Origin of the sequence: Nocardia sp. NPDC004151, assembly GCF_042874235.1 — a bacterium.
Classification (GTDB): domain Bacteria; phylum Actinomycetota; class Actinomycetes; order Mycobacteriales; family Mycobacteriaceae; genus Nocardia.
The window spans coordinates 24,330-50,832 of sequence record NZ_JBIAMR010000022.1; the positions used below are offsets into that span (position 1 = coordinate 24,330).

A 26,503-nucleotide genomic window follows, 5' to 3' on the forward strand; every position below is an offset into this window, starting at 1 on the left:
CCACACCGTGACTGAATCGCTCTGAGCTGCAAGGCTGTTGAGAGTGACGGCTCACATTGACAGCATCAGCCACGTCCCGATAGCGTGTTGCCATGGCGTTGCGGGTCAGATGACCAACAGCGGATAATTGTCGGGGACGCGCTGTGGGGATTGATTTGTGACTATTTTTCAATGGGTTTCGCATTTGCGCGGAATGACATCATTTCAGTTTGGAAATACACTATGCCATCGGTGATCTCGGCCGTAGTCATCGATGAACTCATTCGCAATGGCGTGCAATGGTTCGTGTATTGTCCCGGCTCTCGGAACGGTCCGATCGGCTTCGAATTGGCGCGGCGCGCCCGGGCCGGGGAGATCGAATTCCAGGTCCGGCTGGACGAACGCTCGGCAGCCTTTGTGGCACTGGGCATCACGAAGGCGACCGGCCGTCCGGCGGTCGTGGTGACCACCTCCGGCACCGCGGTGTCGAACCTGCTGCCCGCGGTCACCGAGGCCAACTACTCGGATCTGCCGCTGGTGCTGGTGACCGCGAATCGCCCGCCCGACGTGCTGGGCACCGGCGCGTCGCAGACGGTGGACCAGACCGCGCTGCTCGCCTCGCAGACGCGGCACGTGCAGCAGACCTGGTCCGGCGGCGCGGTCGACGCGACCGCCAATGGCGTACTGCGGTCACAGGTTTGCCGCACCCTGGGCATCGGAACCGGCAAGCTGGTCGGCCGTCCCGGCCCGGTGCAGATCGACGTGCCGCTGTCGTCGGGACTACCGCCGAAGCCCGAAACCTGTTCTCCCGCAGGACGTCCCGGCGGCGCCCCGTGGATCGCCATGCCCGAGATCCCGGGTGCGGCGCACCCGGATGCGGTCGAGCTCGACCTGCGCCGGCCCACCCTGGTCATCGCCGGTGACGGCGCGGACCCGGCCGACCTGCCGCCGCTGCCGGTGATGGCCGAGCCGACCGTGGCGGTCGGTGACCGGAAACGCCTGCACCCCTGGGTTCTCGACCAGGTGCGGCCCGAGCAGGTCGTGGTCTACGGCCGTCCGACCCTGCACCGCAATGTCGGCCGCCTGTTGGCCCGGCCGGGCGTGCGCACCGTGCTCGTCTCCGGGGGCGGCGACTGGCTCTACGCCGCGCCGGATATCGAGCTGCTGTCCCGGAATCCGCGCTTCACCGGCGATCCGGTGCCGGTGTGGATCGAGGAACTCGAACACGCCGACGAGACCGTGCGCGACGCCTGGTCGCGGACGATGGCCGAGCCCGCCAACCGCCGCACCGGCGTCGGTGTGGCGCACGCGGTGCTCGGGGCCCTGCGCCCCGGCGACCTGCTGTGGCTCGGCGCGTCCAACCCGATCCGCGACGTCTCGCTGACCGGCCTGATCCCGCCCGGCGTGGACGTGCTGTCCAATCGCGGCGTCGCGGGCATCGACGGAAACGTCAGTGCCGCAACCGGAGCCGCGCTGGCCCACCCCGACCGGCAGGTCGTCGCACTGCTGGGCGACCTGACCTTCGCCTACGACGCGTCCGGATTGCAGACCGGGCGGCTGGAACGCATGCCCGCGAACCTGACCATCGTGGTGTCCAACGACGCCGGCGGTGGCATCTTCGAACTGCTCGAGCAGGGCGACGCCCGCTACAAGCGCGAGCCCTACGGCGACACCTTCGAACGGATCTACGGGACGCCGCAGAACATCGACATCGCCCACCTGTGCCGCGCCTACGACGTCGCGCACACCACGGTCGAGATCGACGATCTGGCCGCGTCACTGGGCCTCGCCCGCCGGTCCAGCCGACTGTCGGTGCTCGAAATCCCGGTCGCCCGAACCGATCTGCGTGATGTGCACGCGCGCACCCGCCAGGCGGTGGAGGCGGCGTTCGACGCGACCGCCGTCTCGGCGCTGAATCTCGAGCTGGAGCTGCACTCCTGATGCCACACCCATCCGACTCCATACCACTGACTCCCCTACTCGTTCCCGAGGATCCCGACGCCGCGGTCGACACCGTCCGCCGCGCCATCGAGCTCGCGTACCGCGGTGGCGAGGCCATCGCCCCGATCACCGATCCCGTGCAGGCGCAGGGGCTTCCGCCGACCGTGCCCGCCACCACCGCGGTGGTGCTGTCCACCTCCGGTTCCAGTGGCGTCCCGAAGCGAACCCTGTTGTCCCGCATCGCCTTGGCCGCCTCGGCGGAGGCGAGTTCGGAGCGGCTCGGCGGCGCGGGCGACTGGCTGCTGTGCCTGCCGGCCGGATTCGTCGCGGGCTTCCAGGTGATCTCGCGAGCCACGCTCGGCGGCACCCGGGTGACGACGCTGCCCGGCGGCCACTTCGATCCCGCCGCGTTCGCGGCCGCGGCCCGGCGGCTGCCCGCCGGCCGCCGCTACACCTCGCTGGTCCCCACCCAGGTCACCCGGCTGCTCTCCGACGCCGAATCCCGGACCGCCCTGGCGGTTTTCGACAAGATCCTGATCGGCGGCGCGCGCCTCGACGACGAGACCGGCCGTGTGCTGCGCGAGCTGACCGACGCCGTGGTCACCTACGGCATGACCGAGACATGCGGGGGCTGTGTCTACGACGGCACGCCGTTACGCGGTGTGCGGGTCGAGATCATCGACGGCATAATCCATCTCGGCGGCAGCGTGGTCGCCGACGGCTATCTCGATGTCGCCGGCGAGCAGCCCTTCTACCGCGAGGGCGGCACCCGCTGGTACCGCACCTCGGACCGCGGGCACTGGTCGCAGGAGCTGCTGGTGCCCACCGGCCGCGTCGACGACCTGATCAACACCGGCGGCGTGAAGGTATCCGCGGTCGCGATCGAACAGGCTCTGACCGGCGTGCCGTGGATCGAGTCCGCGGTGGTCATGGGCGTGCCCGACCGCGAGTGGGGCGAGCTCGTGGGCGCGTATCTGGTGACGCGCCACTCGATTCCCGACCACGACCTGGAGCCGCTGCGCGAGCGGGTGCGGCAGCGGCTGGGCCGGGCCGCGGTGCCCAAGCGCTTCGTCCTCGGCGCCGAGCTGCCGTTGCTGGCGAACCAGAAGATCGACCGCCGCGCCGTGCGCGACCGACTGACCACCACCGAATCGGAGCACTCCCATGCATGATCCCGTGCGATTCCGCCTGGCCGGCGCGAACGGCCCGGTAGGCCTGGACGGGCCGCTGATCTGCTATCACAATCTCGCCGAGGCGGAGGCCGCGGTGCGGGCGGGCGCGTACGGCAATGTGGTGGCCGGCGCGATCCCCTTCGACACCGAGCTCGCCGAGTCCTCGCTGTACCTGGGCTGGCGGACCACCACGCCGGACCGGAGCCCGCGGCGTCCCGGCCCGCGTCCGGAGTTCCGCGCCGATGTCGAGTTCAACGACGCCGCGATCGCGGACTATCTGCGCCACATCGACGACGCGCTGGCACTGTTGCGCGCCACCGAGCCCGAGCTGGAGAAGATCGTCATCTCGCGCTGCGAGCGCTACTTCTACGACGGCGTGGTCGATCCGCTCGCCCTCTTCGATCGGATCACCGAGCTGTACCCGAACGCGCGCAGCTACTTCGTCGAGCACCTCGACCACCCGGGCGTGTACACGATGGGCGCGAGCCCGGAGCTGTTCCTCGCGAAGTCCGGCGCCACCCTCACCATGACGCCGCTGGCCGGAACGGTGCTGCGCGACACCCGGCTGCCCGAATCCGCGGACCGCGAACGCGCCCGCGCCCTGCTGTTCGACGACAAGTACCTGACCGAGCATCGGCACCTGGTCGACTTCATGGTGAAGGGCCTGTCCGCGTTCTGCCCGGACCTCGACTATCCCGACGATCCCGAACTGGTGACCGCTCCGGGCCTGTGGCACTTGGGAACTCCCATCACCGCTCGCCTGCTCGACCCGGACGTCCCGGTGACCGACCTGGTCGCCGCACTGCACCCCTCCCCCGCGGTGTGCGGGGTGCCGCAGGCCGTATCGCGGCGCATGATCGCCGACTACGAACCTGCCCGCGCCTACTACGGCGGCCTGGTCGGCTGGATCGACAGCACCGGCGACTGCGAGTTCCACATGGCGCTGCGCGGACTCGAATTGGATTCGCACCGCAGCGATCTCACGCTGCGCACCGGCGGCGGCGTGGTGTCGCGCAGCCGGATCGACACCGAGTTCGCCGAGACCTCGGCCAAGCTGGCGACCATGCGCCGGGTGCTGGGGATCCCGTGATGCGTGACGCGGTCATCGTCGCGGCGGTACGCACGCCGATCGGACGGGGAAAACAAGGCGGCGCGCTCGACGGCGTGCACCCGGTGGACCTGATGGCGCACAGCCTGCGCGCCGTGGTCGAACAGGCCGGCATCGATCCGGCGCTGATCGACGAGGTCATCGGCGGCGTGGTCAGCCAGGTCGGCGAACAGGCCACCAATGTCACCCGGCGCGCCTCGCTCGCGGCCGGGTTCCCGGAATCGGTGCCCGCCAGCACCATCGACCGGCAGTGCAGCGCCAGCCAGCAGGCGCTGCGCTTCGCCGCGCACGCGGTCATCGCCGGAGACTGCGACGTGGTGGTGGCCACCGGCGTGGAGTCGGTGAGCCGGATTCCGATGGGCACCAGCCTGCTCGACGTGGACAACCTCACCGGATCGGCGTTCCTGGAACGCTATCCGCAGGGCGTGCCGTGGCAGGGCATCAGCGCCGAACTCATCACCGCGCGTTGGGGATTCGGGCGCGGCCAGCTCGACGAGTACGCGCTCGAGAGCCACCGCCGCGCCGCCGAGGCCACGAAGCGGGGTGGATTCGACGCCGAACTGACCCCGCCGATCAACGGCCTGGCCCGCGACGAGACCATCCGATTCGACGCCTCCGCGGCCGGACTCGCCGCGCTGTCGCCGTCGTTCTACAACGAGGCCATCGCCCAGCGGTTCCCGGAGATCGCCTGGCACATCACCGCGGGCAATGCCAGCCAGCTCGGCGACGGCAGCGCGGCGGTGCTGGTCACCACCAGCGAACACGCCAAGCGACTCGGGCTCACTCCGCTGGCCCGGATCCGCAGTCACATCGCGGTCGGCGACGACCCGTTCCTCATGCTGACCGCCGTGGTGCCCGCCACCGAAAAGGTGCTCAAGCAAACGGGATTGACGCTGGACGACATCGATCTCATCGAGATCAACGAGGCGTACGCCAGCGTCGTCCTCGCATGGGCGCGCGAAACCGGGGCCGACCTCGACCGGGTCAACGTCCACGGCGGCGCGATCTCGCTCGGGCATCCGCTCGGGGCCAGCGGGGTGCGGCTCACCGCCACCCTGGTGCACGCACTGCACGAACGCGGCGGCCGCTACGGCCTGCAGACCATGTGCGAATCCGGCGGTCAGGCCAATGCCATGATCCTGGAAGCGCTCTGACGCAGCCCGCACATCGCGCGCCGCGCCCCGCTCAGTGCGCGGCGCGGGCAGCGGCCAGGATCGCGGCGATCGCCGGGTCGCCCGTCGCGACCTCGGCGAACGCCGCGGCGAGGGTGTCCTCGTAGGTGGTGCGGGCCTCGCGGTAGCGGTCGCGTCCGGCGTCGGCGAGCACGGTGTACACGCCGCGCTTGTCGTCGGGACACAGGTCGCGGTAGGTGAAGTCGGCCGCGTTCAGGCGGCCGACCAGCCGGGTCACCGAACTCTGGTTCAGGCCCAGCTTGTCGGCGAGTTCCTGCATGCGCAGTTCGCTGTCAGGGGCCTGTTCGAGGAAGCTCAGCGCCCGATACTCCGACAATCCGAGCCCGTGACGACGCTGCAGGGCCGTCGCGAGGCGGCTCTCCACCTGTGCGTGCAGGATCAGCACGCGGTTCCAGAGTTGGGTATCCGCACCGGTTTTCACGCTTTTCGCCTGCGACGGCATCGACTCACTCCCTCGATCTGGCGGTGTCCGGACGAGACGTCGGCCACCGGGGCTTGACACAAGTTTACATGTACATGCATTCTCTTCTTCGCGAGCATTTACTTGCACGTACATACAATCACATGAAGGGTGCAGCTCCCATGGCTTGGGTCTATCTGCTGATCGCGTCCGTGTTCGAAATCGTCTTCGCGCTGGCGACCAACGCCACCCACGGGTTCACCGTCCTGGGCCCGTCCCTGCTCACCGCAGCGGCCGCCGCGGGCGGGATCTTCTTCCTCGGTCTGGCCCTGAAATCCCTCGACGTCGGCGTCGGCTACACGGTGTGGACCGGCATCGGGTCGGTCGGCACCGTGCTGTTCGGGGCGGTGGTGTTCGGCGAGGAGTTCACCCCGGCCAAGGTCCTGGCCTTCGTACTCATCATCGGCGGCGTCCTGGGCTTGAAGATCGCCGACAAGCTCACCGGCGCTCCCGCCTGATTCGACGACTCACGTTCCCCTTCCACCCTTTTCGAGGAGAAACCGTCATGTCCTGGGTATACCTGCTCATCGCCGCCGTCTTCGAGGTCGCCTTCGCGCTCGGCACGAATGCCACCAAGGGGTTCACGCGCCTGTGGCCGTCGGTGTTCACCCTGGCCGCCGCCGCGGCGGGGATCTACACGCTCAGTCTCGCCTTGCGCACCCTCGATGTCGGGGTGGGGTACACGATCTGGACGGGCCTCGGCTCGATCGGCACCGTCGTCCTGGGTGCGCTGATCTACCACGAGAAGATCAATGCGCCCAAGGTGATCGCCTTCGGATCCATCATCGCCGGGGCGCTGGTCCTGCGGCTGGCCGCCTGACCTACCCGAGCAGGTAGACCGGGGTGCTCGGTGGGCCGGACTTGGTCACGAACTCGTGGCGCAGGCGGTGGAACGGCGAGGCGGGATCGAACACCTCCTCGGTGAGGTGTTCGAGCTCCTCGGAGCGGTACGCCGCCAACGGTTTCACCGCCTCGTCGGCCGCGCGGCGACGTTGCTTCTCCCGGATGCGGACGGGCAGGCCGGGGTCGGTGGCCAGGGCGGCGGCCGTGTGCCGGACCCAGGTGCGGAACTCGGCGGGATCGCCGGGCACCACGTGATCCACCAGGCCCAGCGCCGCGGCGGCGCGGGCGCCGATCGGGAGCGCCTCCCCCGTCAGGCGATCCGCGCACTCCGCGCCCACCCGGCGCGGCAGGGTGTAGGTCCAGTACTTCGACCCGCGCAGGCCCGACACCCGGTAATGCGGGTTCAGGACCACCGATTCGCGGCACCACACCTCGTCGGCGGCCAGGGCCAGCATCACCCCGCCCGCGGCGGCATTGCCGGGCAGCGCGGAGATCACGAGCTTGTCGGTCGTGGTGAGAATGGCCTCGACCAGGTCGTTGAAAGCGTTGATATTGCGCCAGGATTCGGCGGCCGGATCGGGGGCCGCCTCGATCACATTGAGCTGGATGCCATTACAGAAGAAGTCGCGAGCCGGACCCAGCACCAGCACCTTCACCGCACGGGTGCAGGCCAGGCGGTAGGCCTCCAGCAGGCGTTCGCACTGGCGGGTGCTCAGAGCGCCACCGGCATAGGTGAATCCGAGGTAGCCGACCTCGTCGTATTCGTAATAACGCAGCTCCGACCAGGTGACGCGCACGGCCGCCTCGCAGGGACTCACCGGTACGTCAGGAATGCCGGCGAGCGCTTCGGGGCCGAGCACGTCGGTGGCGGGCAGTTTGAAGGTGGGCGGGCCATCCGGGCGCGGGCAGGCCCGCAGCTGCGGGATCCACACCGCGCCATCCACGGTGGCCCGGCAGATCGCGCCGTCGCGGGTGGCGATCACCCGGCCCGGCACGCCGCGCAGCCGGTCCTCCAGATGACCGCCGTAGAGGAAGTACTCGCCGCCGTACAGCTCGTCGAGCACGCCCGGATTCGAGTCGGCGGCACGGAGTTTGCGCAGCACGGTGGTGGTGCTGTCGTGGGCCCAGTCGATGCGGCGGAAGTTCTGGGCGTAGCACGGGTGCGGCGGCGCGGTCACCTCGGTACGCGGGTCGATCGGTGCGGCGCCGTGCTGTTCGAATCGGTCCAGCGCGCGCAGCAGGGCCGCCACCGCGGCGTCGGCGACCTCGGTCCGGTACAGCTCGCTCTTGGAGCACATGCGCATCGGGAACGATTCCGATGCCCAGGCCGGACCGGGCGCGTCACCGGCGCGCTGCACGGTGACGCTCCACGACGCGGCATCGGTGCCGATCGCCCAATCCAGTGACGACGGGCCGTGATCGCCTTCCGGCCCCGGCCGCACGACCAGCACCACGTGCCGGGCGCGCAGGTCCGCCGGGACCGGTTCGGCGAGCATGAGCCCGACGATGAGGTCGGGCCCGAAGGCCGCCGCCCCGGCCCTGATCGCGTCGTCACCGAGCGCCAGTTCCACCCCGATGAGATGACCCCGCTCGGCCAGCTCGATCCGGATGCGCTGCGTCAGGCTGTCGAAGGCGCCGGCCACGAGCAGGATTCGCATCGGACTTCTCCCCTTGAAACACGGCTCAGCGTTGAACCAGCTAACTACTTCCATCTAGGAATAATGGACGAATCAGCGCTTGACAAGTTTCGGGATCAAGCTGTTACCAAAGGAAATTCAGAACGGAAGCACTCTGTCTCTGCTGGCGTATCGATGCGACCAGGGTGGCACAGCACACAATTGGTTATCGAATCAGCAGCTGGTCGGGACCGGATCCCCGCGGAAACGCGACTCCACGTAGTTCCAGGCGTCCGGGAAACCCGCGACCGCCGTGGTCATGTGCTCGGCGATCTCGAAGGGCCGGAACACCACCGGCACGCCCGCCTTGCAGTAGTGGTCGGCCACCTCGCCAACCGGATCGAAGGCCGTCAGCTCGTCGAAACGCCCCTGCCAGAAGTAGGTCGGGGCAGTCGGGTTGCCGGGGTGATAACGCAGGCTGTTCTCCCGCAGCACCTCGTGCGCCACCGGAGAGTCCATCAGACTCTTGGACGCGGCCATCTGATCGGCGCTGCGGAAGGCGCCGTGGAACAACAGGAAGCGGCGGCAGGCATCATGGGTGAATTCCCGAAACCACAGGCCGTTCTCGTTGAGCTGATCCGAGATGGGCAGACGGTCCGGATACTCGCGCTCCAGCCCCATGGCCGCGGCGAAGGCCAGGCCGAAGCCCGGGTGCGGGGCGAAGCCCAGCGACAGCGCCATCTGCTCCAGGTCGGCCGGAATGCCGCCCGCCACCACGGCGTCCAGCTTCAGATCGGGGGCGTACTCCGGCTGCAGGGCGCCGGCCCACGCGGTCGCCATGCCGCCGCCGGAGTACCCGGCCAGCGCCACCCGCGAATTGCCCAGACCCAGCTCTGCGACCTTGCGGACCGCCTTCACACTGTCCAGGGTGACCATGCCGCTCAGCTTCGCCGCACCGTAGGCCACGTTGGGGCCCAGGTAGTCCGGCATGGAGATGGCCCAGCCGCGCCCGATCGGCAGCATGGCGCCCGCGCCGTCCTGCAGTTCGCCGTTGAACAGCGAGCGCGACGGGTTGCACTGCGAGCCCAGGGAATTGATCAGGGCCTGATAGGAGACCAGCGGCGGGTTCTTGACGCCCTTGGGCATCAGCACCGTGGTCATGCCCAGGATCGGCTGACCCTGGGAATTGGTGGAACGGAAGGCGACCTGCCAGCCGTCGGTGCCCACGTACAGGCCCGGGTCGATGCTGCGGGTGCGGACCACGTCACCGGGCGCGAAACTGCCCAGATCGGCGGGCGGGTTGTAGAAAGGATCGGAATCCTGTGTGGGATAAAGGGGTTGAGCCGATACGGGGGCACACACCGCCCCCGCGGTCAGGATGCTCAAGGCCAGGACCACCGCCCTGGCGGATACTGCGAACAACGACGTTCCCTCACACTTCAGCCGTTCGAGTCTCGCGCCCCCGACTGCACGTGAACGAACGGTCGACCAACAAGCAACGGATTGGCATGCGGCACAGCCGCGCCCATGAACCGGGAGAGGACAGACAGCAAGCCTCTCGCGAATCGTACAGTGACGCTACAGCTAACCTGGTCCAGCGTCCAGGCATGCGGACAAACGAGGCATGAAGTGTCAGCCGACAGTCCCACTCAGTAGACGATCGAGCCCACCGATCAGGAAAACGACCTGGTCTTCGTATAAGTCGGAGAGCTCCTGCGCGGGCGGCGGAGTCGCACCCGGATGCCAGTCGTCGGCTCGGCTGAGGGCCTGCAGGAAACCCATGAGGGCAATAGCCCAGCGAGCTTCCAGCCGATCGGGATCCGAAGCCGGGAAGGCGCGGCGCAGCTGGACGTGCAGCTGATCGGGCAGATCCTGCTCGGCGGTCGTCAACGCCGGATGCGAGAGCAGCGAGAGCTGGGTGACGATCTTGATCCAGCGCATGCCGCGAGTCCGATGCGCCAGCAGCAGGTCTCGATACGGCTCGGTGACCGCGCGCACCAGCGTCTCCGCGGTCGGCGGCTCCGGGCGGGCCGCCAGCGCGTCGGCATTGGCGCGAATGCGGTCACGCACCACGGCGCCCAGATCCAGCAGCACGGCGGCGATCAGATCGTCCTTGGTGCCGAAGTGGTAGTTGACCGACGACGGACCCAGACCGGCCGCGGCATTGACCGCGCGCACCGACACCGCGTCCACACCCTGGGCGGCGAACAGGCGCTCGGCGGTCTTCACCAGCCGGGTGCGGGTCGCATTGCCCTGGCGGTTCTGCATCGGGACGGTCACGCCACGAGCTTCGCACATCGACGGGGCGGGCCCGTCAGCACGGGGTACACAAGTGGATCGACAGGCCGATTTCCGGACGCCGAAACCGCCCATTATCGGGATGTGATCAGTACTTCCACCTCAGTTTTCGAATCATGCCCACTCACCGGGACGACATCATTTCTGGATCAGTTGATCCAGGTTTACTCGGGGAACCGCTCCGGGCGACGAAGCCCGGCGCACTGGGTAAGGAGATCCCGCATGTGGACCGCTGAATCGATGAAGTTCGGGGCGTTCCTGGCCCCCTACCACCCCCTCGACGCCGACCCGGCCCTCCAGCTGCGGCGCGACATCGATCTCATGGAACACCTCGACCACCTCGGCTTCGACGAGGCCTGGATGGGCGAGCACCACTCCACCGGCGCCGAGATCGTGCCCGCGCCCGACGTTTTCATCGCCGCCGCCGCCGAACGCACCGAACGCCTGCGCTTCGGCACCGGCGTCATGTCGCTGCCCTACCACCACCCGCTGGTCACCGTGGACCGCATCACCCAGCTCGACCTGCAGACCCGCGGACGCCTCATCTTCGGCACCGGGCCCGGCAAGATCCCGCTCGACGCGCACATGATGGGCATCAACCCCTCCGATCAGCGCCGCCGCCAGGGCGAGGCGCTCGAGGCGATCCTGGCGCTGCTGCGCGGCGAGGTCGTCAATATGACCACCGACTGGTTCACCCTGCGCGACGCGCGCGCCCAGCTGCCCACCTACGATCCGGCCGGGATCGAGGTCGCCACCGCCTCCACCATCTCCCCCAACGGGTCGGTGCTGGCCGGCACCCACGGGCTGTCGCTGCTGTCGCTGGCCGCCAGCTCGCCCATGGGATTCGAAGTGCTGGACCGCAATTGGGGCGTCTACGAGAAGGCGTGCGCCGAACACGGGCACGTCGCCGACCGGTCGCGGTGGCGGCTGGTCAACCCGATCTTCCTGGCCGAGACCCGCGCGGAGGCCGAGCGCGCGGTGAGCCGGCGCATCGGATCCATGGCCGCCTACGTGAACCGGCAGACCGGCGAGAACCCGGCCTGGGCCGACACGCCCAAGGGAATCATCGACCAGTGGCGCAATGACAACCTCGGCGAATTCGGGCAGGCCATCATCGGCACGCCCGACGAGGCGATCGAGCGGATCGAGAAGCTGATCGAGAAGACCGGCGGCTTCGGCACCATGCTCGTGCTGCACGTGGACATGGCGAGCTGGGAGGACACCAAGCGCAGCTACGAGCTGTTCGCCTCGGAGGTGATCCCGCACTTCAAGAATCGCAACCGCCGCCGCGAGGACAGCCTGCAGTACGCCGCCGACAACCGGGAACTGCTGATCGGGCAGCTGGTCACCGCGATCACCAAGGCCCACACCGACTACTACGGCGAAGCCGCCGCGACGGGAGCCTGACACCATGCGCGCCACACAGTTTCTGAACGGCGAGTTCACCGCCACCGAGGTGGCCGAGCCGCCCGCCCTCGGACCCGGCCAGCTGCGCATCGCGGTCGCCGCGTGCGGCATCTGCGGCAGCGACCTGTCGATGTCCAAGGACCCCTGCCGATTCGTGCAGGTGGCCACCGACAGCGGGTATCCGCTGGCGACCTTCGACACCGAGCGGCCGGTGGTGCTAGGGCACGAGTACGCGGGGACCGTCAGCGAGATCGGTTCCGGTGTCACCGATTTCGCGGTCGGGGACCGGGTCGCCGGGATCGGGCTGGCCACCGAGACCGTCACCGGGATTCCGACGATCATCGGCTACTCCAACGACTATCACGGGGCGTTCGGCGAGAGCATCGTGGTGGACTCGTGGTGGGTGCGGCACGTGCCCGACGGGTTGTCGCTCGAGCACGCCACCTTGGCCGAGCCGCTGCACGTGGGCGAGATGCATGTGCAGCAGTCGGGGCTGACGCCCGAGGACTCGGCGCTGGTGATCGGCTGCGGGACAATCGGGCTCGGGGCCATCATCGCGGCCAAGGCGCGCGGGGCGCGGCTGGTGGTCGCCTCCGAACCCTCGCCCAAGCGCCGCGAGCTGGCGCGGGCGGTCGGGGCGGACATCGTGGTCGATCCGAACGAGCAGGATCCGATCGCGGCCTGGATGACGGCGGTGGCGCAGCAGGATTCGGTCGTCGGCCAGTCCGGCACCGGCATTCTCATCGCCTTCGAATGCAGCGGGCGCGCCGGGATCCTCGGCACGCTCATGCGGACCATGCCGTTCAATTCCCGCATCCAGGTGGTGGCCGCGCCGTTCGCGGACGAGCCGATCATTCCGGTGGTGGGTCAGTTCCGGCGGATCGCCATCAATTTCGGGCACGGGCCGTACGAGAACGCCTACGAGATCACCCTGGAGCGACTGGCGGCGGGGCAGATCGACGCCGAGGCGATCATCACCGGCCGCGTCGGGCTCGACGGCGTGGCCGCGGCGTTCACCGCGCTGCGGGACCCGGAGGAGCACGTGAAGATCCTGGTGCTTCCGGGCCGCTGAGCTGCCGATTCCGTCCGATCCGGGGGTGGAGGGCGACATGGGTTGGGGCCCTCCACACCGGGATTGGCTAACGTCCAGCGATTTCGCGACAAAGCGCCCCGGAGCGGGTCCGCCAGTTCCGCCACGTGACAGGTTATTCTGGCGAAATGTCGGCAAACAATGCTGTTGGGGAGGACGTGGCTAGCACGGGCGAGGCCCAGGTGATTGCCCTGTGCAATCAGAAGGGCGGCGTCGGAAAGACCACCTCGACGGTCAATTTAGGTGCCGCGCTTGCCGAGTGCGGACTGCGGGTGCTGCTGGTCGATCTCGACCCGCAGGGCGCGCTCTCGGCGGCCCTCGGCGTGGCCCACCACAACCTGGAACTGACCGTCTACGACCTACTCGGCCGCAACGCCCCGCCCATCGACGATGTCCTGATCAAGACCGCCGTCACCAATCTGCATCTGCTGCCCAGCAATATCGACCTCTCCGCCGCGGAGATCCAGCTGGTCAACGAAGTCGGCCGCGAACACTCCGTGAGCCGGGTGCTGGACCCCGTCCGCGACCGCTACGACTACATCCTCATCGACTGCCAGCCGTCGTTGAGCCTGCTCACCGTCAATGCCCTGGCCTGCGCCGACGGCGTCATCATCCCCATGGAGTGCGAGTTCTTCTCACTGCGCGGCCTGGCCCTGCTCAACGACACCATGGAAAAGGTGCGCGAACGCCTCAACCCGCGCCTCGAGCTGTCGGGAATCGTGGTCACCATGTTCGACTCCCGGCTGCTGCACTCGCGCCAGGTCCTCGACCGAGTCGCCGACACCTTCGGCGAACGCCTCTACGACACCATGATCTCGCGCACCGTTCGCTTCCCCGACTCCACCATCGCCGGCGAACCCCTCACCACCCTGGACCCCAAATCCAAAGGCGCCGAGCAATACCGCGAGCTGGCCCGCGAATTCCTCAAGCGCTCCGGCCGAGACGCGGCCCAGTCCTCACTGCCGTTTCCGCAGTAGGCGGGCTATGCAATAACGGTGGTGCCGTGGTCTCCCCTCCGGAGCACGACACGCACCGGCTCAATAGTTGTCGCCGAAAGCGGCCCGCTGGGCGCGTTCCAGCCAGCCGCCGAACAGCCTGCCCAGCAAGGGAACCGGGACGCCTGCGGCATCGTCCGGACCGGCGACCGACAGCAGCCAGGCGGGCATGAAGCGCAGGGTCCACAGCGGGGCCGTACTTCGCATGTGGTTCTCGAAGCCCTTCCACGTGGGCTCGTCGAGGACGGGGGCGAGGCGGCCGAGCAGTTCGCGTTCCTCGTCCGCGGCGTGCGCGGCGAGTTGACCGCGGACGGCGGTGGTGAGCTCGGACAGGCGGTTGGCCGCCGCGGAGTCGGAGACCGGCGTCGCGCCGAACTCCTGCCACGCGCTCAGCAGGGTGGCGAGCTCGGAGTGTTCCGCAGCAAGGATTTCCAGGGCCCGTTCATCGGCGCCGGCGTCACGCAGGCGCGGCCACAGGAACTCGTCCTCGCCCTCGTGGTGATGATGGATCACCGCGGCAAGCTTGCCCATGTAAGCAGCCAGCGCCTTGGCGCGCGCCGGATTCGGCGTCGTCGCCAGGTCCAGGGCTGTCCGCTGGACCCGATCCAGATCTCGAATCATGGCCCGGTGGGCCAAGAGCATGGTCTTGTGACCTCGGGGCAGACCGGCAACGGATGACACGGGCATGATGGCTCCTCGACGTGTGGCAGTGACGCCACGTCCCGACGCTACACTACATTCATAGTGTCGGACACTACAGACATAGTGCAAGGAGGAGTGATGTCCCGCCGGGAGCAGGTACTGAACGCGGCGATCGAGGTCCTCGCGACCGAAGGCCCCCGAGGGCTCACCTTCCAGGCCGCCGACAAGGCCGCCGCCGTCCCCGCCGGCACCGCCTCCAACTCCTTCCGCACCCGCGACGCCCTCCTCCTGGGCATCGTCACCCACCTCGTCGAACTCGACCGCCACGACTGGGAAGTCGTCAGCGGCCTACTCCGCCCCGACACCCCCGCCGCCCTCGTCGAAGCCCTCACCGCCATCACCCGCCACGCCCTGGGCCCGGCCCGCAGCCGAACCCTGGCCCGCTACACCCTCTTCCTCGAAGCCGTCGCCAACCCCGACCTCCTCGAACCCCTGGCGATCGCCCGCACCACCATCACCACGTGGCTCACCCCCTCGCTCGAACGCCTCGGCTCCACCACCCCCGCACCCCACTGCCGCACCCTCCTCGACCACCTAGACGGCCACATCCTCCACCAAATCACCTGGCCGGAACCGAAATTCGACCCCGAGCCAGGGATCCGAGCACTGGTGAACGGCCTACTGACCAACCCCTGACAGCGCCGAACACTCAGGGTGGAAACACATTCCGCTTCTGGATGCGCTGCCTACCGAGCAGTTTCGCCTGCTCGACCTTCGGGTGGGCGAACCGATCTCTGGTGTACTCGTGCAATTCACGGGCTGGGCTCCGCCAGCGCGAAGTCCGAATAGAAGGCATCGAAGGTCCGTTGATTCGCCTCCATCAGCGCGAGAAGCGGGCCATAGAACTCGCTCAGCTGCTGATTGATTCGCACAAGTCGGGCCTGCCGTTGGCCCAGACGAAGTCCGTTCATACGTGGCCATATAGCCGACGAATGCCAACCCGACGGTCATCCCCACAGTGACCATGCGAACGATGACACGATGTGGACTGGGCGAGACCCGCGCCGATCTTGGATCGTATCGAAATATGTTGCAATACTGGACATTTCGGGTTCCGAGGGTGATCAGGCGGGCGTAAAATGGAGGCATGGATTCGGATGGGGTGACACTCGACGACTGCGGTATCGCCGAACTGGCGGCCGCGGTCTCGACCCTGACCGAATCCGTGCAGGGTGGGAAGATGGCGGACTTTTCCAACGAGGATGTTGTGTCGTTGATGCGGCAGCTCGAAACCTGCAAGCGTCAACTCGCCGCACTCGATACCCGTTTGATCATCGAAGCGGGAGAGCGTTCTCTGCATTCGCGCAGTGAGGCGGGGAAGATGGTGCCGTTCCTGCGGCACACTCTGGGCCTGTCGCGATATGACGCGTCGGTGCGGGTGAAGATCACCCACCATTGCGGGGAATTCGTCCAGCAGACAGGGCACATCGCCCCGCCGGTGCTGCCAGTGACCGCCGAAGCGTTTGCCGCCGGGGAGATCTCGCGTGATCACGTGCGCCACATCCTGGATGTGATGAACCATCTCCCTCTTGATGTTCCGGACGAGGCGCGGGCGGAGGCCGAGCAGATCCTGGTCGACTACTCGCGTCATGGGTGGCCGGATGATCTGTTGAAGATCGGGCGTGACATCCTCGCGCGCCTGGATCCCGATGGGAAAGTCGTCTCCGACGCGGACCGTCGTCGCCGTCGCGGGATCACCCTGTGCCGCCCCGGCGTGGATGGCATGACACGCATCGAAGGATGGATCACCCCGGAACTGCGTGCCTGCCTGGATGCGGTGTTCGCCAAGCTCGCGCGGCCGGGCATGTGCAATGTCGAAGATCCGGAAAGCCCTTCGGCCACGGGTGGGTTCATCGCCGACAGTGTTCTCGATGCTGCCGCGCGTCGGGATCGTCGTGACGCCGGGCAGCGGACCCATGACGCGTTGCTGGCGTTGGTGCAGCCGGGTGTGAACATGCGGACTCTGGGCATGCACCGTGGGCTGCCGGTCGAGGTCGTGCTCACCATGAGCCTGACCGACCTGGAGAACGGGACCGGGGTCGCGACCACCGCGTCGGGCACCCAGATCTCGATCAACGAAGCCCTGAAGATGGCCGAAGGAACCCGCCCGGTGATCGCGGTCCTCGACGGCGACGGGATGCCGCTCTACCTGCGGCGCTCCCGACGCACCGCGAACCGCGCCCAACGATTGGCGCTCCTGGCTCGGGACAAGGGTTGTACTCGCCCGGGTTGTGAACAACCCGCCAACATGTGCGCCGCCCACCACATCAACGATTGGGCCAAGGGCGGGCCCACCGACATCACCAACCTGACGTTGGCGTGCGATCACTGCCACGCGTTGATCAATGACGGCCAGGATGGTTGGAAAACCGTTGTGATGGGTAAAGATTCGCCGTCCCCCGGCCGGACGGGGTGGATTGCTCCGAAGAGTCTTGATCCCACCGGCACGCCACGTGTGAACGATCGTCATCACGTGGGGCAGGCGATCGCCGCTGCCGTCGATTCCAGTTGCCGAACGTGGCGCTCACGGGCAGCGTGACACCCGGCTGCTCGTGCCCTGCTGGCGTGCGCAAAGCGACGGGGAGTGTGGTCGCCTCGCCTGCCCTGCCGGACCGGGGCTGACGCCGGGCTGAGATCCGCCACCCGCCGACCCCAGCCCACGGACCGCACGCATCACCTTCTCGAGACAACACCCAAAGCTCCCTTGCCCTTGCACCGGGACGACGCGCGGCCGAGCCGTGCGGGGGCTGGTAGGTGAGGCGGCCTCGCAAGCTCGGCCACCTCTCTTCCTTCTCCAGGCGTCTTTGTCTTTGGTCTTTGTCTTTGGTCTCGTCTTGATCCTGACTAAACGAGGGCGCGAGCTCGATGCGCCTCGACGGCTTGGCGGGCTTCCTCGGTGACCAGGTCGGCGTTGATGTGGGCGCCTGACGTGGCGCCGGCGGCGGCGGAGTTGCCTACCTGGGCGGAGAGGTCGGTGACGTTTCCCGCCGCCCAGACGCCGGGGACTTCGGTGCGGCCGGTGGCGTCGGCGGGGATGTATTCGCCTGCGCCCGAGGGGTGGAGTGTTGGGGTGAGGCCGAGGTCGGTGAGGAAGGCGGCTCGGGCTCGCATGTGGGTGGGGGCGGCGAGGATTTCACGGGGGATGACGGTGCCGTCGGTGAGGCGGACGCCGGACAGGTGGTCGGCGGTGACTTCGACCGACGCGATTTCGCCGGAGACGACGCGGATTCCCCTGGCGGCCAGTTGTTCCGATTCCTCCTCGGTGGGCGGGGTGTTGGTGTGGGCGAAGTAGACGATGTCGTCGCTCCACTGGCGGAAGAGCAGGGACAGGTGGATGGCCATGGGGCCCAGGCCCAGGACGCCGATGGGGCGGTCGCGGACCTCCCAGCCGTGGCAGTAGGGGCAGTGGATGACGTCGTGACCCCAGCGGTCGCGCAGGCCCGGAATGGCGGGGAGTTCGTCGACCAGGCCGGTGGTGACGAGCAGACGGCGGGCCCGGACAGTGCGGGCGTCGGCGAGAGCGACGACGAAATCGTCACCGTCCCTGCGGATTCCGGTCACCTTACCGGAGACGATGTGGCCGCCGTAGTCGCGGACCTCCGCGCGGCCGCGGGTCAGTAGTTCGGCGGGCGGGACGCCCTCGCGGGCGAACAGGCCGTGCACCCGGTCTGCGGGGGCGTTGCGCGGGGCGCCCGCGTCGATCACCGCCACCGTGCGGCGGGCGCGGGCGAGCATGAGGGCTCCGTTCAGGCCCGCGGGTCCGCCGCCCACCACCACCACGTCGTAGCTGTCGTTCAGCTGATCGGTCATTGATGACCACCTCCTGCCTACGACCATGCGGACCGCGCGGGCATATCGGCAACCTTCTTTGCCGATGTGGCAAACTGGGGTGATGACCGAGGATATCGACGCAGCCCTGGAAGGGGTGGGCCTACGACTCCGCGAGCTGCGTAAACAACGGGAAACCACACTGGCCGAGCTGTCCACGGAGACGGGGATCTCGGTGAGCACACTGTCGCGACTGGAATCCGGGGCGCGACGGCCCACCCTGGAGCAGCTGCTGCCGCTGGCGCGCGCCCACGGCGTCACCCTCGACGAGCTGGTGAACGCGCCCGACACCGGGGATCCGCGAGTCCACCTGCGGCCCATCACGCGCGGCGGGATGCAGATGCTGCCGTTGACCCGGCGGGCGGGCGGCATCCAGGCATTCAAGATCATCATGGACCCGAAAATCGGTCGCGCCGAACCGAATCCGCAGACCCATGAGGGCTACGAGTGGCTGTACGTCCTCAACGGCCGGTTGCGGATGATCCTCGGCGCGCACGACCTGATCCTGCAACCCGGCGAGGCCGCCGAATTCGATACCCGCGAACCGCACTGGTTCGGCGCGGCCGACGATCAGCCGGTCGAATTCCTCAGCCTGTTCGGCAAACAGGGCGAGCGCGCCCACTTCCGCGCCCGGCCCCGCAAGGACTGATCAGGCCCGGTAGCGGTTTCTGATCAGGCCGGGTAGCGCGGACCGATCAGCGCCAGCGCGGTTTCCACCGCCACCGGAATGATCTCGGTGATGTCGCGCCCGTCCTCCACCGTGGAGGCGATGAGCTCACGGAAGCCGCCGTAGAGGATGGTCGCCATCCGACGGGTCGGCGGGTGCAGGCCCGCGCCCTGGAATTCCGTTGTGCCGGCCAGGGTTTGGATCAGCGTGATGAACGCGTCCGCGGCGTCGCGCTGCAGGTCCCGGGCCCGCTCCCCCAGCGCCGGGATGTCACGGATCCAGGCCAGCGTGATGGGGGTGTCCTCGCGCGAGGCCCCGATCCACGCCTCGATCGCCTGATGGATCTGGGTGTCCCACGGCGCGGCCACGTCCACGGCGGCGTAGATCTGCGCGATGGTGTCGTTGTTGCGTTCGGTCAGCAGCGCCACGAAGCAGTCCTGCTTGTCGTCGAAATGCTCGTAGAAGGTGCGTCGCGAGGTCTTGGCCAGGCGCACGATATCGGCGACCGTGGTGTCGCGGTAGCCGCGTTCGCGGATCGCGTCGGCCATGGCATCGAGCAGCCGACGCCGGAAGCCGGACTCGGCGGCGGTGTCGGCGCTGGTGGCGGGGTCGGCGCGGGTCACGAGCATCAGCGTAGTTTGCCCGGATCTCGGTGGGCGCCGCGGCGGTCGGTGTGTTCGCCGCGACGCTGGTCACCGAGGTCAGGCGGTCACCGGTTCGGGCCCGCGATCGGCGCTCGCGGCGCGCACCGAACGGCGGCCGAAGCGGATGGTGCCGTCCTCGATTCGCCCGTGCCGCAAGGTGATCACGTCCTGCGCGTAATTCATGCCGAGCCGCCACGGCGGGCGCGATCCGGCCTTGGGGAAGCGATCCATCGACCGCAGCACGTAGCCCGCCTGGAAGTCGAGCAGCGGCGTGGTGGTCACTGCCGGGTCCGGCCACGGCGTGGCCTGGCTGTACCCGTGCTCGTCGAGGTGCCGCAGCAGCCGGCAGACGAATTCGGCGACCAGGTCGGCCTTGAGCGTCCAGGAGGCGTTGGTGTAGCCGATGGTGAAGGCGAAATTCGGGACGCCGCTGAGCATCATGCCCTTGTAGGCCATGGTGTCGGACGCCGCGATCTCGCGGCCGTCGACGGTGAGCGCGATGCCGCCCAGCGCCAGCAGATCCAGTCCGGTCGCGGTCACCACGATGTCGGCGGGCAGTTCGGTCCCGGACTCGAGGCGGATGCCGTCCGCGGTGAACCGCTCGATGCGGTCGGTGGCCACCGAGGCGCGTCCGGCGCTGATGGCCTGGAACAGATCCCCGTCGGGCACCAGGCACAGCCGCTGATCCCACGGGTTGTAGCTGGGATTGAAATGCGTGTCGACGTCGTATCCGTCGGGCAGCTGCTTGATGGTGAGGTTCCGGAAGAACTTGCGCATCATGGCCGGTCGCCGCTGGCTGAGCTGGTAGATGACGGTGCCGATGGCCACGTTCTTCCAGCGGGTGACGGCGTAGGCGCGCCGCTCCCCCAGCCATTGCCGCAGCTTGGTGGCGACGGCGTCGACGGTCGGCGCGGACATGATGTAGGTGGGCGAGCGCTGCAACATGGTGACGTGCGCGGCGGTCTCGGCCATGGCGGGCACCAGCGTCACCGCGGTCGCGCCGCTGCCGATCACCACGACCCGCTTTCCGGCGTAGTCGAGTTCGGCGGGCCAGTGCTGCGGATGCACGACCTGTCCGCGGAAGTCGGCCAGACCGGCGAACTCCGGGACGTAGCCCTCGTCGTAGCGGTAGTAGCCGCTGCACAGGTAGAGGAAGTCGCAGGTGATGGTCGAGGCCCTGCCGGCGTGCTCGTATCCGACGGTCCAGCGCGCTTCCTCCGAGTCCCAGGAGGCCCCGGTCACGCTGTGCCCGTAGCGGATTCGCTGGTCGATGCCCGCCTCGGCGGCGGTGTCGCGAATGTAGGACAGGATGGCGGGCCCGTCGGCGATGGCCTCGGCCGCCACCCACGGGCGGAACCGGTACCCGAGGGTGTGCATGTCGGAGTCCGACCGCACGCCCGGATAGCGGAACAGGTCCCAGGTCCCGCCCATGGCCTCGCGAGCCTCGAGGATGGCGTAGCTGCGGTCCGGGAAGGCGTCCTGGAGATGATGCGCCGCCCCGATGCCCGACAGTCCGGCCCCGACGATCAGTACGTCCACGTGTTCGGTCATCGTCCCGCTCCCTTCGCGGCCCGGGTCCGCGCCAGGCCCATCACGACCGACAGCACGTCGAAGTAGTGTGTCGGGGTCACCCGGGTGAGGGTGTCGAACAGATACGCGTCGGGTCCGACGAGGATGCGCGCCTTGCCGCGTTCGACTCCGCGGCAGATGATCTCGGCCGCTTTCTCCGGGCTGGTCATGGTCATGGCCTCGAATTCGGCGGCCATCTGCTCGTGGCTGCGGCCCCGGCCCTCCGGGTCCTGGCGGACGCGTCCGTTGCGGGCGATATTGGTGCGAATGCCGCCGGGGTGCACGGTCACCGCCGAGACGCCGGTCCCTCGCAGTTCCTGGCGCAGCGCGTCGGTGAATCCGCGCACCGCGAATTTCGCCGCGCAGTAGGCGCTCTGGTACGGCATGCCCGCCAGCCCGAACACGCTGGAGGTGTTGACGATCGCGCCGCTGCCCTGGTCGACCAGGATCGGCAGGAAGGCCCGCGTCCCGTTCACGACGCCGTCGAAGTTGATCTGCCGCAGCCACTCGTCGTCCTCGGGCACGGTGTCGAGCACCGAGGAGGACACGGCCACACCGGCGTTGTTGAAGACCGCGGCCAGGGGTGCGGTCAGCCACGCCTTCACTTCCTCGGCGAAGGCCAGCTGGTCGGCGGCGTCGCGCACGTCCAGCACGCGGGTCAGCACCGGCCCGTTCAGTCCGGCCGCGGTCTGCTTCAACCCGTCGGCGTCGATATCGGCGATGGCGACCGGCGACCCACGGCGGGACAGCAATTGGGCCAGTCCCCGCCCGATTCCCGAGGCCGCGCCGGTGATCATGACCGGGTGGCCGGACAGCGGCCTAGAGGTTCGGGGCATCGGAACTCCTGGATTCGGCGGTGCGGATGTGGGTGTCGATGAGGTCGGCGAAGGTGGGCCAGAGCGCGACCGGCAGATCGTGGCCCATGCCCGGCACCGTGTGCAGGCGCGCGCCCGCGATCGCGGCGGCGGTCACCGCGCCGCCGGTGGGGTTCACCATCTGGTCGCGGTCGCCGTGCACCACCAGCGTCGGCGCGGTGATGGTCCGCACCTCGCGAGTCCGGTCCCCGGACTTGAGGATTCCGGCGAGCTGACGGCCCACGCCCGCCGCCGGGCGCGGATCGCGATCCCAGGTGAGGCCCGCCGTGGCCCGGATGCGCGGCTCGTCGAGGGGATATCCGGCCGACCCGATGTGCCGGTACATGCGCACCGCCGCCTCGACATGCTCCTCCCGCGTGCGGGCGGGCTTGGCGAACATGCGAATCCAGGTGGACGGCGCGGGCCGCCCGACGCGCGGCGCACCCGTGGTGGAGAAGATCGACGTCAGCGAGGACACCCGCTCGGGATGGCGGGCGGCCACGGTCTGGGCGATCATTCCGCCCATCGACATGCCGACCAGATGCGCCGACCGCCAGCCGAGGATGTCGAGCAGTCCGGCGGTGTCGGCTGCCATGTCCCCGAGATCGTATTGCTGTGCGTCCCAGCGCTTGCGGGCCATGGCGAGACCGCCCGGCGGCCGGAACCCGGCGTGGGTGGAGGTGCCGGCGTCGCGATTGTCGAATCGCACCACGTCATAGCCGCGGACCACCAGCTGCGCGACCAGACCGTCGTGCCATTCGTGTTTCTGCTGCCCGAGTCCGGCGATGAGCAGCAGCGGCACGCCCGCGCCCTGCCGCTCGTAGGTGAGGGTGATACCCCGCCCGACCTCGGCGACCCGCTCGCTCATGCGGTCACCTGCTCGCCGCGTGCGTCCCGCGCGGCGGCGGATTCGTCGGTGACAGTGCTGGATTCGCCCGGCACCGCGCCGGTGTCGCCGGATTCCAGGTCGACGGTCGGCCGCGGCGCCCTGCGGTACACGACCGCACGCCCCTTCTTCGCGGGAGCCAGCGCGACGCCGCGGAAATGGGTGCGCTCGTCGGGCGCGTCGGTGGGCGCGAGGGTGAAGTCGCGCAGCAGCACCCGCAGCACCACGTTCATCTCCATGGTCGCGAACGCCGCCCCGATGCAGCGGCGCGCGCCGCCGCCGAACGGAATCCAGTTGAACGTCCCCGGCCGCGCGTCGACGAACCGGTCCGGGTCGAAATCGCGCGGGTTGGTGAACAATTCCGGATTGTCGTGCATGAGCCGGATGCTGACCAGGAGGTGCTGGCCGCGCGGCAGCGTCCAGCGGCCCAGCCGGAAATCGTCCACCCGCACCTTGCGGGCGGTGGCGTCGATGACCGGGCGCACCCGCTGGACCTCGAGCAGCGTCGCCTCCCGCAGCGCGGAGCCGCCCGCGTCGGTCTCCTCGACCAGGCGCGCCAGGATGTGCGGGTGCCGGCGCAGCCGTTCGACGGTCCAGGCCAGCGAGGTGGCGGTGGTCTCGTGGCCCGCGGTGAGCAGGGTGAGCAGTTCGTCGGCGATCTCGCTCTGCGTCATGGCCGAGCCGTCGTCGTAGCGGGCCTGCAGCAGCATGGCCAGTACGTCGTCACGGTCGGCCAGGTGCGGGTCGGCGGCGGCGCGGCGGATGAGCCGTCCCACGATCTCGTCGTAGCTCGCGCGGTGGGCCTGGAACCGCGCCCACGGCCCGAAGCGCCCGAACAATCCCGGCGGCACCGGCAGCGCCGCGAGTGCGGAGGCGACCAGCACCAGTTTCGGGATCACCTCGCGCAATTGCTCGAATTCCGCTCCCTCCGCGCCGAATACGGCGCGCAGGATCACATTGAGCGTGATGCGCATCATCGAATCCATGGTCGCGAATTCGCGTCCCGACGGCCAGGTGGCCATCTCGCGGACGGCCTCCTCCTCGATCAGCGATTCGTAGACCGCCAGCCGCCGCCCGTGGAAGGGCGGGGTGAGCAGTTTGCGCTCCTTGCGGTGCTCCTCACCGCGTCGCGCGAACAGCGAACCGGGGCCCAGGAATTGGCCGAGGTTGATGTCGAGGTTGTCGACCAGATCGGTGTGGGTGGTGAACAGCGCCTTCACCTCGGCGGGGTCGGACAGCACGACGGTGGGACCGAAACGCGGCATCGACACCACGAACGCCGACCCGTAGCGCTGATGCAGCCGCCGCCAGGCGCGGGTGCGCCCGGCCAGGATCTCGATGCCCTGCACGAAGCCCGGCGTCGTCGGTCCGTCGGGCAGTGTCACTGTGGTCATGCGCCATCTCCCAGCGTGGTACCTCTGCGTACCAGCGCGACGGTACGCCCGTGTACCAGGGTGTGGCAAGGGTCACTTTCGCGACGTCAGGGGCGATGGGGTGACGTTTTCGGTTACTGGCCGGTGCCGACGAGCAGCGCGACGATGGCCTGGACGAATCCCTCGATGCGTTCACGGGGGTATACATCCGGTTCACTGACCGCCATCCGGCCCAGCATCTCGGCGATGGTCAGCAGCGAGTTGGTGAGCAGGCCGGAATCGATTCCGGCCCAGCGGGAATCGGTGATGAGGCCCATGCGGACCAGCGCCTCGGCCTGGTCGAAGATGCCCGCGCGGGAGCTGCGGATGGCCTCGCGGTATTCGTCGGGGGCATTGCCGGGACCCGAGAGCAGCAGCCGCCACCGGGTCGGATTGTCCAGGGCCACATCGACGAACGCGCGGACCGAAGCGGAGGCCGCGACCACCGGATCCGCGCCGAGCAGGTCGGTGGGCAGGGTGTCGGCGACCTGCTCGAGGGCGCGTTCGCGTTCGCGTTCGAGCAGGGCGGCGACGAGTTCGGCGCGGGTCTTGAAGACGGTGTACAGCACGGGCTTTCCCACGCCGGCCTCGGCGGCGACGGCCTCCATGCCGAGCTCGTGGAGTTCGACTTTCTCCAGGACCGCGAAGGCGGCGTCGAGCAATTGCGCGCGGCGTTCCTCGGGCGGCAGCCGGGGCGCGTAGCGCCGGCGCGGCCGGTCGGCCGTCATGCCCTCATCCCCTGCCTGCACCTTCATCGGCCCCATTCTGTCATCCGGGATCGCGAGGTCACTCGCCCGTCCAGAGTAAAGCTACGCCACCGTTGTATTCATTCCACGCAATTGCTACGGTGGCGTTGTATTCCATGGGATCGAACCTGCAGAGGAGCCCCCAGTGACCTTCGATCCGACCACCCTCCGCCGCGACGACTACGGCTTCTTCGGCCCGGATTCCCCGAGCTGGAAGGTGTGGACCTCCCCCACCGCCGTCATCGGATTCCAGCGCGCGGTCACCCTCGAGCACTTCGATCCGTTCCTGACCGCGGCCGTCGCCGACACCGGCAAGATCTACTCCGAGCCGCGCGACCGCCTCGACGCCACCTTCGCCTACTTCCTGATCGTGGCCATCGGCGATTCCCGCACCGCCATCCAGGCCTCGGAGCATCTGATGACGGTGCACGCGAAGAACACCGGCATCGAGCCGATCAGCGGCCAGCGCTACAGCGCCAACTCCCCCGAGACCCAGCTGTGGATCCACATCACCGGCTGGCAGTCGGTGCTCAAGGCCTACGAGATGTTCGGGCCCGGACTGACTCCCGAGGAGGAGGCGCAGTACTGGCGCGAGTGCCGCATCGCCGCCGAGCTGCAGACCTGCAAGCCCGAGGACGTGCCGATCACCCGCGAGGGCGTACGCCAGTACTACGCGGATGTCCGTGCGCGCCTGTGCACTTCGGAAGCCGCCCAGGACGGTATGCGGCAGCTGCTGTTCACCTCGCCCAAGAACGGCGCGGGCTGGACCTACGCGCTCGGCGCGCGGCTACTGTCGTTCGCCTCGATCGCGACCTTGCCGAAGTGGCAGCGCAAGCTGGGCCGGTTCGACCGGCCCGGCTTCGTGGATCTCCTGGTGCGCCCGGCGGGCCGGATCCTGGTGTGGCTGTTCACCCTTTTCGACAAGAAGGGCCTGATCATGGCCGCGCCGATCATCGCGCCGATGGCCGGGCGGATCCTCGAACAGCACATCAAGGGCGAACTGCCCGCGCGGCTGGAAACGGTGACCCCGGCCGATGCCCGCCGCCGCTACGGGACGCGCGGGCATCGGACCGTCACCGCCGCAAGCTGATCC

The 26,503-nt window shown here is 68.6% G+C and carries 26 protein-coding genes; 13 read left to right on the forward strand and 13 right to left on the reverse strand.

Annotated elements, in window-relative coordinates; genetic code table 11:
- The first annotated feature begins 231 nt into the window (after nt 1-231).
- Genes menD through ACFYTS_RS33580 form a run of 4 tightly spaced genes read left to right on the forward strand, consistent with a single transcriptional unit; the run spans nt 232 to nt 5,354 of the window.
- A complete protein-coding gene (menD, locus tag ACFYTS_RS33565) occupies nt 232-1,920 on the forward strand; it encodes a 2-succinyl-5-enolpyruvyl-6-hydroxy-3-cyclohexene-1-carboxylic-acid synthase (RefSeq protein ID WP_387309348.1) in 1,689 nt (562 codons plus the stop codon).
- Nucleotides 1,920-3,092, forward strand: coding sequence for an AMP-binding protein (locus ACFYTS_RS33570; protein WP_387309349.1), 1,173 nt, complete (start codon nt 1,920-1,922; stop codon nt 3,090-3,092). The genes menD and ACFYTS_RS33570 overlap by 1 nt, the downstream gene beginning before the upstream one ends.
- A complete protein-coding gene (locus tag ACFYTS_RS33575; RefSeq protein WP_387309350.1) occupies nt 3,085-4,182 on the forward strand; it encodes a chorismate-binding protein in 1,098 nt (365 codons plus the stop codon). The genes ACFYTS_RS33570 and ACFYTS_RS33575 overlap by 8 nt, the downstream gene beginning before the upstream one ends.
- Complete coding sequence (locus tag ACFYTS_RS33580) at nt 4,182-5,354, forward strand: thiolase family protein (protein WP_387309351.1); 1,173 nt, start codon at nt 4,182-4,184, stop codon at nt 5,352-5,354. Before ACFYTS_RS33575 ends, ACFYTS_RS33580 begins: the two co-directional genes overlap by 1 nt.
- Nucleotides 5,355-5,385: 31 nt before the next feature.
- Here the strand turns inward: ACFYTS_RS33580 and ACFYTS_RS33585 are convergent, their stop codons facing one another.
- A complete protein-coding gene (locus tag ACFYTS_RS33585; RefSeq protein WP_387309352.1) occupies nt 5,386-5,835 on the reverse strand; it encodes a MarR family winged helix-turn-helix transcriptional regulator in 450 nt (149 codons plus the stop codon).
- A 140-nt stretch (nt 5,836-5,975) separates the two neighbouring features.
- On the opposite strand from ACFYTS_RS33585, the gene ACFYTS_RS33590 reads away from it, so the two are divergent.
- Together ACFYTS_RS33590 and ACFYTS_RS33595 are read left to right on the forward strand one after the other, a co-directional pair.
- Complete coding sequence (locus ACFYTS_RS33590; RefSeq protein WP_357287186.1) at nt 5,976-6,311, forward strand: multidrug efflux SMR transporter; 336 nt, start codon at nt 5,976-5,978, stop codon at nt 6,309-6,311.
- A gap of 47 nt (nt 6,312-6,358) precedes the next feature.
- Nucleotides 6,359-6,673, forward strand: a complete 315-nt coding sequence (locus ACFYTS_RS33595) for a multidrug efflux SMR transporter (RefSeq protein ID WP_357287184.1) — start codon at nt 6,359-6,361, stop codon at nt 6,671-6,673.
- 1 nt (nt 6,674) lies between these two features.
- Here ACFYTS_RS33595 and ACFYTS_RS33600 read toward each other — a convergent pair whose 3' ends face one another.
- The 3 genes from ACFYTS_RS33600 to ACFYTS_RS33610 all read right to left on the reverse strand — a co-directional run bounded on the left by ACFYTS_RS33600 (nt 6,675) and on the right by ACFYTS_RS33610 (nt 10,592).
- On the reverse strand, nt 6,675-8,354 hold the full coding sequence (locus ACFYTS_RS33600) for an enoyl-CoA hydratase-related protein (RefSeq protein WP_387309353.1): 1,680 nt from the start codon (nt 8,352-8,354) through the stop codon (nt 6,675-6,677).
- Between the two features lie 192 nt (nt 8,355-8,546).
- Nucleotides 8,547-9,734 carry a lipase family protein gene (locus ACFYTS_RS33605; RefSeq protein ID WP_387309354.1) on the reverse strand — a complete coding sequence of 396 codons (1,188 nt, stop codon included), beginning with the start codon at nt 9,732-9,734 and terminating at the stop codon, nt 8,547-8,549.
- Nucleotides 9,735-9,944: 210 nt separating this feature from the next.
- Nucleotides 9,945-10,592, reverse strand: coding sequence for a TetR/AcrR family transcriptional regulator (locus tag ACFYTS_RS33610; protein ID WP_357287180.1), 648 nt, complete (start codon nt 10,590-10,592; stop codon nt 9,945-9,947).
- A gap of 240 nt (nt 10,593-10,832) precedes the next feature.
- On the opposite strand from ACFYTS_RS33610, the gene ACFYTS_RS33615 reads away from it, so the two are divergent.
- From ACFYTS_RS33615 to ACFYTS_RS33625, 3 genes are all read left to right on the forward strand, one after another.
- Nucleotides 10,833-12,017 (forward strand): LLM class flavin-dependent oxidoreductase, encoded by a 1,185-nt coding sequence (locus ACFYTS_RS33615; protein WP_357287178.1) that lies wholly within the window; start codon nt 10,833-10,835, stop codon nt 12,015-12,017.
- A 4-nt stretch (nt 12,018-12,021) separates the two neighbouring features.
- Entirely contained in the window at nt 12,022-13,089 is a 1,068-nt protein-coding gene (locus ACFYTS_RS33620; protein WP_387309355.1) for an alcohol dehydrogenase catalytic domain-containing protein, read from the forward strand.
- 146 nt (nt 13,090-13,235) lie between these two features.
- Complete coding sequence (locus ACFYTS_RS33625) at nt 13,236-14,084, forward strand: ParA family protein (protein WP_387309356.1); 849 nt, start codon at nt 13,236-13,238, stop codon at nt 14,082-14,084.
- 60 nt (nt 14,085-14,144) lie between these two features.
- On the opposite strand, the gene ACFYTS_RS33630 is transcribed toward ACFYTS_RS33625, so the two are convergent.
- On the reverse strand, nt 14,145-14,789 hold the full coding sequence (locus tag ACFYTS_RS33630; protein WP_387309357.1) for a hemerythrin domain-containing protein: 645 nt from the start codon (nt 14,787-14,789) through the stop codon (nt 14,145-14,147).
- Nucleotides 14,790-14,882: 93 nt separating this feature from the next.
- Here ACFYTS_RS33630 and ACFYTS_RS33635 point away from each other — a divergent pair, with 93 nt between their 5' ends.
- Nucleotides 14,883-15,440 carry a TetR/AcrR family transcriptional regulator gene (locus ACFYTS_RS33635; RefSeq protein WP_387309358.1) on the forward strand — a complete coding sequence of 186 codons (558 nt, stop codon included), beginning with the start codon at nt 14,883-14,885 and terminating at the stop codon, nt 15,438-15,440.
- Nucleotides 15,441-15,556: 116 nt separating this feature from the next.
- Here ACFYTS_RS33635 and ACFYTS_RS33640 read toward each other — a convergent pair whose 3' ends face one another.
- Entirely contained in the window at nt 15,557-15,715 is a 159-nt protein-coding gene (locus ACFYTS_RS33640; RefSeq protein ID WP_387309359.1) for a hypothetical protein, read from the reverse strand.
- Between the two features lie 176 nt (nt 15,716-15,891).
- Between ACFYTS_RS33640 and ACFYTS_RS33645 the strand changes: the two genes are divergently transcribed.
- Nucleotides 15,892-17,343: a DUF222 domain-containing protein gene (locus tag ACFYTS_RS33645; RefSeq protein WP_387309360.1), complete on the forward strand. Its 1,452-nt coding sequence runs from the start codon at nt 15,892-15,894 to the stop codon at nt 17,341-17,343.
- A 305-nt stretch (nt 17,344-17,648) separates the two neighbouring features.
- On the opposite strand, the gene ACFYTS_RS33650 is transcribed toward ACFYTS_RS33645, so the two are convergent.
- Entirely contained in the window at nt 17,649-18,614 is a 966-nt protein-coding gene (locus ACFYTS_RS33650; RefSeq protein WP_387309361.1) for an NAD(P)/FAD-dependent oxidoreductase, read from the reverse strand.
- Nucleotides 18,615-18,696: 82 nt separating this feature from the next.
- On the opposite strand from ACFYTS_RS33650, the gene ACFYTS_RS33655 reads away from it, so the two are divergent.
- Nucleotides 18,697-19,281, forward strand: coding sequence for an XRE family transcriptional regulator (locus ACFYTS_RS33655; RefSeq protein WP_357287164.1), 585 nt, complete (start codon nt 18,697-18,699; stop codon nt 19,279-19,281).
- 23 nt (nt 19,282-19,304) lie between these two features.
- On the opposite strand, the gene ACFYTS_RS33660 is transcribed toward ACFYTS_RS33655, so the two are convergent.
- The 6 genes from ACFYTS_RS33660 to ACFYTS_RS33685 all read right to left on the reverse strand — a co-directional run bounded on the left by ACFYTS_RS33660 (nt 19,305) and on the right by ACFYTS_RS33685 (nt 25,419).
- Nucleotides 19,305-19,922 (reverse strand): TetR/AcrR family transcriptional regulator, encoded by a 618-nt coding sequence (locus ACFYTS_RS33660; RefSeq protein WP_357287162.1) that lies wholly within the window; start codon nt 19,920-19,922, stop codon nt 19,305-19,307.
- Nucleotides 19,923-20,000: 78 nt separating this feature from the next.
- Nucleotides 20,001-21,494, reverse strand: coding sequence for a flavin-containing monooxygenase (locus ACFYTS_RS33665; RefSeq protein WP_387309362.1), 1,494 nt, complete (start codon nt 21,492-21,494; stop codon nt 20,001-20,003).
- A complete protein-coding gene (locus ACFYTS_RS33670; protein WP_387309363.1) occupies nt 21,491-22,348 on the reverse strand; it encodes an SDR family NAD(P)-dependent oxidoreductase in 858 nt (285 codons plus the stop codon). The genes ACFYTS_RS33665 and ACFYTS_RS33670 overlap by 4 nt, the downstream gene beginning before the upstream one ends.
- A complete protein-coding gene (locus tag ACFYTS_RS33675; protein ID WP_357287156.1) occupies nt 22,332-23,234 on the reverse strand; it encodes an alpha/beta hydrolase in 903 nt (300 codons plus the stop codon). The genes ACFYTS_RS33670 and ACFYTS_RS33675 overlap by 17 nt, the downstream gene beginning before the upstream one ends.
- Nucleotides 23,231-24,646, reverse strand: coding sequence for a cytochrome P450 (locus ACFYTS_RS33680; protein ID WP_387309364.1), 1,416 nt, complete (start codon nt 24,644-24,646; stop codon nt 23,231-23,233). Before ACFYTS_RS33680 ends, ACFYTS_RS33675 begins: the two co-directional genes overlap by 4 nt.
- Before the next feature lie 113 nt (nt 24,647-24,759).
- On the reverse strand, nt 24,760-25,419 hold the full coding sequence (locus ACFYTS_RS33685) for a TetR/AcrR family transcriptional regulator (RefSeq protein ID WP_387309365.1): 660 nt from the start codon (nt 25,417-25,419) through the stop codon (nt 24,760-24,762).
- Nucleotides 25,420-25,555: 136 nt separating this feature from the next.
- Between ACFYTS_RS33685 and ACFYTS_RS33690 the strand changes: the two genes are divergently transcribed.
- Nucleotides 25,556-26,500, forward strand: a complete 945-nt coding sequence (locus ACFYTS_RS33690) for an oxygenase MpaB family protein (RefSeq protein WP_387309366.1) — start codon at nt 25,556-25,558, stop codon at nt 26,498-26,500.
- The last annotated feature ends 3 nt before the right edge of the window (nt 26,501-26,503 follow it).